The sequence below is a fragment of the Micromonospora orduensis genome (assembly GCF_006228125.1).
Classification (GTDB): Bacteria; Actinomycetota; Actinomycetes; order Mycobacteriales; family Micromonosporaceae; genus Micromonospora; species Micromonospora orduensis.
The window spans coordinates 1-8,404 of sequence record NZ_VDFY01000223.1; the positions used below are offsets into that span (position 1 = coordinate 1).

The window sequence follows — 8,404 nt, forward strand, 5'->3', positions numbered from 1 at the left end:
CCGCCGCGCTGCACTCGACGCCCAGCACGGCCAGGCACCGGTCGGCCATCCCCCGCACCGGCGCGCCGCCGATGATCGGCGACACACCCACCACCGGCGCCGGGCCGTCGACCACCGCCTGGCGCAGACCCGGTACGGCCAGCACCGGCGCGACGCTCACCACGGGGTTGCTCGGTGCGATCAGCACCAGGTCGGCCGCGCCGATGGCGTCCAGCACCCCCGGTGCCGGCTTCGCCGTCTCCGCGCCCACGAAGACGAAACGGTGCGTGGGGATGTCCGCCCGGTACCGCACCCACCACTCCTGGAAGTGGATGGCCCGCTGACCCTGGTCGTCCTCGACCACCACGTGGGTCTCCAGCCGGTCGTCGGTCGCCGGCAGCAGGCGTACGCCCGGCTCCCACCGGGTCGCCAGCGCCTCGGTGACAGCGCTGAGCGGGTAACCGCCGTTGAGCATGGTGCTGCGGACCAGGTGGGTGGCGATGTCCTTGTCGCCGAGGCCGAACCAGGTCGGCTCCGCCCCGTACGCGGCCAGCTCCGTCTTGACCGTCCAGCTCTCCCCGACCCGGCCCCAGCCCCGCTCGGGGTCGGCGCCACCGCCGAGGGTGTACATGACGCTGTCCAGGTCGGGACAGATCTTCAACCCGTGCAGCCACAGGTCGTCGCCGACGTTGACCACGGCGGTCACCTCGGCGCCGACCTCGCGGGCGTACGCCCGGACGCCGAGCAGGAACCGGGCGCCGCCGATGCCGCCGGCCAGTACCACGATGCGCATGTCGACCATCCTCGCGCACGTGACGCCTCCGGTCCGCCAGTGGCCCGGGAGACTAGGCTCACGTGCGCCCTGTCCGTCCACGCCCCGAGGGGGAGCTCGTGACCAGCCCCGCCGAGCCCGCGTCCACCGACGCGACGCAGGCCCGCCAGCTGACCAGGCCACTACGCGAACTGGCTGCGCTCGCCCTGCTGGGCGCCAACGCCGTGTTCCTCTTCGTGGGCCTGCTCCGGCTGATCGCCCCGAACGACTACAGCGACTTCACCGACCGCGCGGGCAGTGCCTTCTTCGCGTTCGTCGGGGTGGAGGCGGTGGTTCTGCCGCTGCTGGCCGTGCTGCTGGCCACCCACATCTCGCCGGTGCTGCCGAAGGCCAAGCTGATCACGCAGGTGGCCCTGGGCGAGTACGGGGTGAGCGCGCTGTTCGGCACGCTGACCATGCTGGTCTGGACGGTGGGCCGGTTGGCCGAGGCGGAGGTCCTCGACGCGCTGCTGGGCGTGCTCACCCGGTTCGCCTGGCTGGTGATCTTCGCGGTCGCCGCCTGGGTGGTCTTCACACTGTGGCGCACCCTCTACTACGTGCCCAGGCCCAAGGCGCAGCCGGGCGTGTACGGCCAGCCCCAGCCGGGTTGGCCGCAGCAGCAGGGCGGGTGGCCGGGTCAGCCCGGTGGCCAGCCGCAGGGTGGGTGGCCCGCTCCCGGTCAGCCGGGCGGCTACCCGCAGGCCGGTCAGCCGGGCGGCTACCCGCAGGGGCAGTTCGGCGGCCAGTACGGCCAGCCCTCGCCGCCGTTCCAGTCCGCCCCGCAGTCCGCCCCGCCGTTCCCGCAGTCGGCGCCGCCGTTCCCGCAGTCCGGGCCGCCGGCCCCGCAGTCGGCGCCGCCATTTCCGCAGTCCGCGCCGCCGGCCCCGCAGTCCGCGCCGCCGGTGAACCCCGCGCCGCAGTCGGCGCCGCCCGCGCCCCCGTTCGGGCAGCCGCCGTCGGCCGACCCGACCCAGGCCATCCCGCGCCAGTCCGCCGAGCCGACCGAGGTCATCTCCCGACCCGCCGACCCGGACGCCGACCGCACCCAGCACATCAACCCCGACCAACCGCGCTGACCCAGCTCTCGTTGATCATGAAGTTGCAGCTTGGCGCTCCGGCGTGTCGAGGCGATGACTTCATGATCAACGGGGGAGGGCGGGGGGCGGGCCCGTGCTGCGCTTAGGCTGAGCGGATGGTTGATCGCACCCACTCCGGTCCTAGCGACGCTAGCGTGCGGCGGGCCCTGGGCCGGGCCGCGACCGGGCGTGCCCTGGACGTCGACGAGGCGACCGCGCTGCTCGCCGCCCGCGGTGACGCCCTCGACGAGCTGCTTCGGACCGCCGGTGGGATCCGCGACGCCGGGCTGCGTGAGGCCGGGCGGCCGGGCGTCGTCACGTACTCGAAGAAGGTCTTCATCCCGCTGACCCGGCTCTGCCGGGACCGCTGCCACTACTGCACGTTCGCCACGGTGCCGCACCGGCTGCCGGCGCCGTTCCTCGACCGTGACGAGGTCCTCGCGATCGCCCGGGAGGGCGCCGCGCAGGGCTGCAAGGAGGCGCTGTTCACCCTCGGCGACCGGCCCGAGGAGCGCTGGCCGGCGGCGCGGAGCTGGCTGGACGAGCGCGGCTACGACTCCACACTGGATTATCTGCGCGCCTGCGCGGTGGCCGTGCTGGAGGAGACGGGGCTGCTGCCGCACCTCAACCCGGGCGTGCTGACCTGGTCGGAGCTGCAACGGCTCAAGCCTGTCGCGCCGAGCATGGGCATGATGCTGGAGACCACGGCGACCCGCCTGTGGTCCGAGCCGGGCGGCCCGCACTTCGGCTCGCCGGACAAGGAGCCCGCCGTCCGGCTGCGGGTGCTCGACGACGCGGGTCGGGTCGGGGTGCCGTTCACCACGGGCATCCTGATCGGCATCGGCGAGACGCCGGCCGAGCGGGTGGACGCCCTCTTCGCGATCCGCCGCGCCCACCGGGAGTACGGCCACCTCCAGGAGGTGATCGTGCAGAACTTCCGCGCCAAGCCGGACACGGCGATGCGCGGCATGCCCGACGCGGAGCTGCACGATCTGGCCGCCACGGTGGCGGTGGCCCGGCTGCTGCTCGGCCCGAAGGCCCGGATCCAGGCCCCACCGAACCTCATCGCCGGCGAGTACGACCTGTTGCTGCGCGCCGGCATCGACGACTGGGGCGGTGTCTCGCCGCTCACCCCGGACCACGTCAACCCGGAACGCCCGTGGCCGCAGATCGAGGAGCTGGCCCGGCACACCGAGCTGGCCGGGTTCACGCTGCGGGAGCGGTTGACCATCTATCCGGAGTACGTGCGCGCCGGCGACCCGTGGCTCGACCCTCGGCTGTCGCCGCACGTGAACGCCCTCGCCGACCCGGATACCGGCATGGCCGTCGAGTCCGCCATTCCGCAGGGCCGCCCCTGGCAGGAGCCGGAGGAGACGTTCGGCGGGCGCGTCGACCTGCACGCCACAATCGACACCACAGGCCGCACCGACGACCGGCGCGGTGACTTCGACAGCGTCTACGGCGACTGGTCCGAGGTCGCCGGCAAGGTCACAGCCGAGGCGGAGGCGCGGCGCGCGGGCGTACCCCCGGCGCCGGCCGGGAGCGGGGCGGACCGTGACCTGGCGGCCGGGCTGCGGCTGGCGGCCGACGACCCGGCGGCGCTTCTCGATCCCCGGCACACCGACGCGGCGCTGGCGCTGTTCGGCGCGGACGGGCCGGCGCTGGACGAGCTGTGCCGGCTCGCCGACGACGTACGCCGCGAGGCGGTCGGCGACGACGTCACCTACGTTGTCAACCGCAACATCAACTTCAGCAACGTCTGCTACGTGGGCTGCCGGTTCTGCGCGTTCGCCCAGCGTGAACGGGACGCGGACGCGTACCGGCTCTCCGTCGACCAGGTCGCCGACCGGGCCGAGCAGGCATGGGCGGCCGGTGCCAGCGAGGTGTGCCTCCAGGGCGGCATCGACCCGAAGATGCCTGTCACCGGGTACGCGGACATCGTCCGCGCGATCAAGGCCCGCGTGCCGGAGATGCACGTGCACGCGTTCTCCCCGATGGAGATCGTCACCGCCGCCGCGAAGGCCGGCGTGCCGGTCCGCGAGTGGCTGATCCAGCTGCGTGAGGCCGGGCTGGACACCATCCCGGGCACCGCCGCGGAGATCCTCGACGACGACGTGCGCTGGGTGCTCACCAAGGGCAAACTGCCGGCCGCCGCCTGGGTCGACGTGGTCAGCACGGCCCACGAGCTGGGCATCCGGTCCAGCTCCACAATGATGTACGGCCACGTCGACCACCCCGGGCAGTGGCTGGCGCACTTCCGGGTGCTGGCCGGGGTGCAGGACCGCACCGGCGGGTTCACCGAGTTCGTGGCACTGCCGTTCGTGCACACCAACGCCCCGATCTACCTGGCCGGCATCGCCCGCCCCGGGCCGACCTGGCGGGAGAACCGGGTGGTGCACGCCATGGCCCGATTGCTGCTGCACGGCCGGATCGACAACATCCAGTGCTCCTGGGTGAAACTCGGCGACGAGGGCACGGTGGCGATGCTCCAGGGCGGCTGCAACGACCTGGGCGGCACGCTGATGGAGGAGACCATCTCGCGGATGGCCGGCTCCGACAACGGGTCGGCGCGTACCGAGGAGCAGTTGCGGGCCATCGCGAAGGCCGCCGGTCGTCCGGCGCGCAAGCGATCGACTGCGTACGGTCACGCTCCGCGCTGAGGTCGAACCTTTTCCCGCCGTCGGCCGTACCAAGCGGTGCCGGCGGCGGTCGCGGCGAGGACCGCCGCCGGTGTTCCCTCAGGGGCCCGGCGGCGTCGGCCGACGGCACCGGACCCGTCCGTCACCGCGGGCGCGTACGCGCCGCCGCCGGAAAGGTTGCCCATGACCAGTGATCAGCGGAAGCGGCAGTGGCCGCGACTGACCCGCCGGCAGACGTTGACCGCCGCGGCCAGCGCCACCCTCGGCGCCGCCGCGCTCACCGTGCCGGGTCTGTCTGCCGCCCAGAACGCCCCGGGCACGGCCGCCCGTGCCGACGAGCCGATCGTCGTGCACCTGCGGGACGCCGCCTCCGGAACGATGGACGTCTTCGTCGGCGAAGCCCGGATCGAGGTACGTGACCGCGGCCTGGCGGACCGGTTGCGGCGCGCCGCCCGGCGCTGACCCGACCCTCCGCTCCGCCATCCTGTCCCCGCCCAGTGAGGTTGGTCCGCCATGTCTTCCCACCGCGAGGCACCGGAGATAGCCAAGGATCCGGTCGCCGACAGCTCCGACCTGTACGCGTTCGTCAGCCCCGACAAGCCGGACTCGGTCACGTTGATCGCCAACTACGTGCCGCTGCAGCTCCCCTCCGGGGGGCCGAACTTCTTCGAGTTCGGTGACGACGTGCGCTACGAGATCCATATCGACAACGACGGCGACGGCCGCCCGGATGTCACCTACCGGTTCGAATTCACCACCGAGATCACCAATCCGAACAGTTTTCTCTACAACACCGGGCCGATCGACTCGCTGGACAGCGAGACCTGGAACCGGCGGCAGTTCTACAGCCTGACCCGAGTGGCCGACGGCCGCGAGCATCGGCTGGCGCACAAGCTGCCCTGCCCGCCGTGCAACGTCGGCCCGCTGTCCACCCCGAAGTACGCCGACCTGGTCCGGCAGGCCACCTACTCGCTCTCCACAGGTGAGCGGGTCTTCGCCGGGCAGCGCGCGGACGGTTTCTTCGTCGACCTCGGGGCGATCTTCGATCTCGGCACGCTGCGGCCGTTCCAGCAGTTGCACGTCGCCGGCAAGAAGATCTTCAAGGCCGAGGGGGAGCCGGTAAACGCCACCGACCGGATGAACGTGCACAGCCTCGCCGTGCAGGTGCCGCTGAACCGGGTACGCCGGCGCGCCAACCGGTACGGCGCTGGTGACCAGGCGTCGGTGATCGGCGTGTGGACGTCGGCGTCGCGTCGGCAGGTCCGGGTGCTCGGCGACCGGGGCGCGGCGGACACGTCAACCGGCCCGTTCACCCAGGTCTCCCGGCTGGGCAATCCACTGTTCAACGAGGTCATCGTGCCGATGTCCAAGAAGGACCTGTGGAACTCGCTGCCACCGTCGGAGGACAAGCGGTTCGCGAAGTTCGTCGAGCAGCCGGAGCTGGCCGCGCTGCTGCCGGCGCTCTACCCGGACGTCTTTCCCAACCTGGACAAGCTCAACAAGTCCAAGAAGGCCCGGGCCGACCTGGTGGCGATCCTGCTCACCGGCGTACCCGCCGGGCTGATCGACGGCTTCACCAACGCCACCGGCGACGTGCAGGCCGACATGCTGCGGCTGAACACCGCGATCCCGCCGACCCGCCGGCCGGACCGGTTCGGGGTCCTCGGCGGCGATCTGGCCGGCTTCCCCAACGGACGGCGGGTCGGCGACGACGTGGTCAGCATCGCCCTGCGGGCGATCGCCGGGGTGACCGTCCCGCTTGTGGATAAGACATTCCGTCCGGACGCGGCGGCAGGCGCGGTCACCCCCGGGTTGAGCGCCGCCGACGTGACCGCGCCGTTCCTCGGAAACTTCCCCTACCTGGGTACGCCGTACGACGGGTTCAACAACCCGCCGGCGTCGTCCTGACCGGGGGCGGGGAGCAGCCGATGCACGAGCACACGTACGGGCCGTCGGAGACCGGGACCGTCGTTCTCGAACTGGGCGGCGAGACCGGCGCGTTGATCCTCTACACGGGTCCCGATCTGCACGGCCGGGAGATCGAGATCAGCCGGGGCGATGACCGGCGCGTCCACTCGGCGGTGCGCGAACGCCGGGTGCGGGACGGGTCGTTCCACAGCGCGGTCTATCCGGATCTGCCCGCCGGCATTTATACCGTCTGGTGGGACGAGGGTACGTCCGCCGGGACAGTTTCTGTCCATGGTGGAGCGATAGCCGAGTTCTTGTGGCCCACCAGCGGTTTCGGGGCCGCCGGCTGACCTCACCACGCCGTTTCGGCCGCACGCCCCGTCCACATCGTGGGCGGGGCGTGAATGCTGTCCCCGGCTCGACGGGCGGTCTGCGCCGAGCCGCGTTAACCTGTCCCCCACCAAGATCAGCTTGACGGGAGGGGATCGTCCGATGTGTCTGGCGCCGTCATGGCGGCGACTCGTCGGAGGCGCGCCACGGCAGAAAAGTCGGGCAACTCGCCGGAGAGGGCGTTACTCGGCCGGGGTCTGAATCGATAGGGCAGGTTGCGAGGCTGGACGACCTGAGGGGTCGGCCGGGGGTGTCGGGAGGGCGACTCCATTATCAAGTTTGGCTTGACGGCGCACGCATTACACGCGTGTAATTTGAATGGGGTTGTTCGCACGGAACGCAACAAAACGGGACCGGACGGACAAGCACGCCTTTCGCGTGGGGGGTTGCAGCGGCGATGACGCCGGTGCGCGACAAGGAGGCATTTGATGGACGGCCAGCTTGAGGTGGCCGACCTGCTCGGAAACGCGCCGGAGTGGCAGGAGCGGGCGCTGTGCTCGCAGACCGACCCCGAGGCGTTCTTTCCCGAGAAGGGCGGCTCGACCCGCGAGGCGAAGCGAATCTGTTCGCGCTGCGAGGTCAAGACCGAATGCCTCGAATACGCTCTCGGGCACGACGAGCGGTTCGGCATCTGGGGTGGGCTCTCCGAGCGGGAGCGGCGCAAGTTGAAGCGGCGGGCCGCCTGAGCGGTACGGGGTCGGGGCGGTGGGGGCCGCCCGGCTCAGGCCAGCTCGTCGGGGTCGACCCCGAGCAGGTTGGCCACCTGTTCGATGATCACGTCGTGGACGAGGTCGGCGAGGTCCTCACGGTCCATGGCGCGGAACTCCAGCGGTCGCCGGTACAGCACGATCCGCGGCGGCACCTCCTGCCGGCCGGGGCGGCCGGGGAGCAGCCGAGCCAGCGGCACCTCGCCGTCCTCCAGCACGTCGGAGTCGTAGACGTTCAGGTCCGGTGGGACGTCCTCGACGGCGAACTCGACGCCGGCCAACTCCTTGGCGAACCGCCGTTCCAGCGTTTCGACTGTGTCCAGGACCAGGTCGTCGAAGACCTCCGCCTTGGTGCGGGCCAGCGGCACCGTCGCCGGCACCAGTCGCCCGCGCAGGCCGCGCCCGTGCCGGTCGCGGTGCGCCCGCCGGCCGGAACCGGGGCGGCGGTGTTCCGGACTCGTCATGAGGCAAAGGGTAGCCCCCGTGCCGGCCTGGCCAGCGGCAGCGCCGCCCGCGCGGCGCGGCGCGTACCGGACGGGCGGATTGTGATCACCACGACGGGCGTGTCGCGACGCGAAGCGATGCGCCGAACCCGGTAATGGAGATACCCTGCCGCCGTGAGGTCACCACGGCGCTGCTCCCGTAACGGCTGCCCCCGGCAAGCGGTCGCCACATTGACCTATGTCTACAACGAGTCGACCGCCGTGGTGGGCCCGTTGGCGGCGTTCGCCGAGCCGCACACGTACGACCTGTGTGAGCAGCACGCCCGCAGCCTCACCGCGCCGCGCGGCTGGGACGTGGTCCGGCACGAGGGCGAGTTCGAGCCGCCGCCCCCGACCACCGACGATCTGGTGGCGCTCGCCGAGGCGGTCCGCGAGGCCGCCCGCCCGGCCC

Annotated in this window: 9 protein-coding genes; 7 read left to right on the forward strand and 2 right to left on the reverse strand. The window is 72.0% G+C overall.

Going from position 1 to position 8,404, the window contains the following annotated elements:
- On the reverse strand, positions 1-772 hold a 772-nt coding region (gene cofD / locus FHG89_RS25385), incomplete at its 3' end, for a 2-phospho-L-lactate transferase (protein ID WP_139586931.1).
- 98 nt (positions 773-870) lie between these two features.
- Here cofD and FHG89_RS33105 point away from each other — a divergent pair.
- The 6 genes from FHG89_RS33105 to FHG89_RS25415 all read left to right on the forward strand — a co-directional run bounded on the left by FHG89_RS33105 (position 871) and on the right by FHG89_RS25415 (position 7,489).
- Positions 871-1,866, forward strand: coding sequence for a hypothetical protein (locus FHG89_RS33105; protein WP_167517518.1), 996 nt, complete (start codon positions 871-873; stop codon positions 1,864-1,866).
- Positions 1,867-1,982: 116 nt separating this feature from the next.
- The gene (locus tag FHG89_RS25395) at positions 1,983-4,526 is read left to right on the forward strand and encodes a bifunctional FO biosynthesis protein CofGH (RefSeq protein ID WP_139586933.1); all 2,544 of its coding nucleotides are present in this window, start codon (positions 1,983-1,985) and stop codon (positions 4,524-4,526) included.
- A gap of 162 nt (positions 4,527-4,688) precedes the next feature.
- A complete protein-coding gene (locus tag FHG89_RS25400; RefSeq protein ID WP_139586934.1) occupies positions 4,689-4,967 on the forward strand; it encodes a hypothetical protein in 279 nt (92 codons plus the stop codon).
- 51 nt (positions 4,968-5,018) lie between these two features.
- Positions 5,019-6,413 carry a DUF4331 domain-containing protein gene (locus tag FHG89_RS25405; RefSeq protein ID WP_139586935.1) on the forward strand — a complete coding sequence of 465 codons (1,395 nt, stop codon included), beginning with the start codon at positions 5,019-5,021 and terminating at the stop codon, positions 6,411-6,413.
- Positions 6,414-6,433: 20 nt separating this feature from the next.
- Positions 6,434-6,763, forward strand: a complete 330-nt coding sequence (locus FHG89_RS25410) for a phospholipase (protein WP_139586936.1) — start codon at positions 6,434-6,436, stop codon at positions 6,761-6,763.
- 468 nt (positions 6,764-7,231) lie between these two features.
- Entirely contained in the window at positions 7,232-7,489 is a 258-nt protein-coding gene (locus tag FHG89_RS25415; protein WP_007455784.1) for a WhiB family transcriptional regulator, read from the forward strand.
- A 35-nt stretch (positions 7,490-7,524) separates the two neighbouring features.
- Here the strand turns inward: FHG89_RS25415 and FHG89_RS25420 are convergent, their stop codons facing one another.
- On the reverse strand, positions 7,525-7,974 hold the full coding sequence (locus FHG89_RS25420; protein WP_074316962.1) for a metallopeptidase family protein: 450 nt from the start codon (positions 7,972-7,974) through the stop codon (positions 7,525-7,527).
- 153 nt (positions 7,975-8,127) lie between these two features.
- Between FHG89_RS25420 and FHG89_RS25425 the strand changes: the two genes are divergently transcribed.
- The coding region (locus FHG89_RS25425) for a DUF3499 domain-containing protein (protein WP_139586937.1) at positions 8,128-8,404 on the forward strand (277 nt) is incomplete at its 3' end.